At 36.3% G+C, this 331-nt stretch carries 1 protein-coding gene; it reads left to right on the plus strand.

The annotated features are described in order from the left end of the window. Positions 1 to 5: 5 nt before the first annotated feature. A partial coding sequence (locus RYX56_RS21615; protein WP_317124023.1) for a DUF3603 family protein occupies positions 6 to 331 on the plus strand: 326 nt, incomplete at its 3' end.

Below are 331 nucleotides of genomic sequence, written 5' to 3' on the forward strand. Positions count from 1 at the left end.
GTACAATGTTATATCTTCATGATGTATGGGTAAATTGGTTTGAAGGGGAAGAGAACGGGTATAATGTTTGCCACTTTCATGAATGGCGTAAAGATGACAGTGTAGAACTATTAGATCAAGTTCCACTGGTAAAAGTCGAATCAGATCTATTTGACTATATTGAGAATGAGCTTTCAGAATTACCGCAACAACTGTTAGATGATATTTATCAAAAAGCCTATCTTCGAAAAAATCACGAAAGAATCCAGCTTGATAATTGCTTTGTTGTGACTGATGGTGTAGGAATTCTAGCTGTTGATACGATTGGCTACAATATCCCGATTCGTAAGAG

The sequence above is a fragment of the Alkalihalophilus lindianensis genome (assembly GCF_032843265.1).
In the GTDB taxonomy this organism is placed as follows: Bacteria; Bacillota; Bacilli; order Bacillales; family Bacillaceae_D; genus Alkalihalophilus; species Alkalihalophilus lindianensis.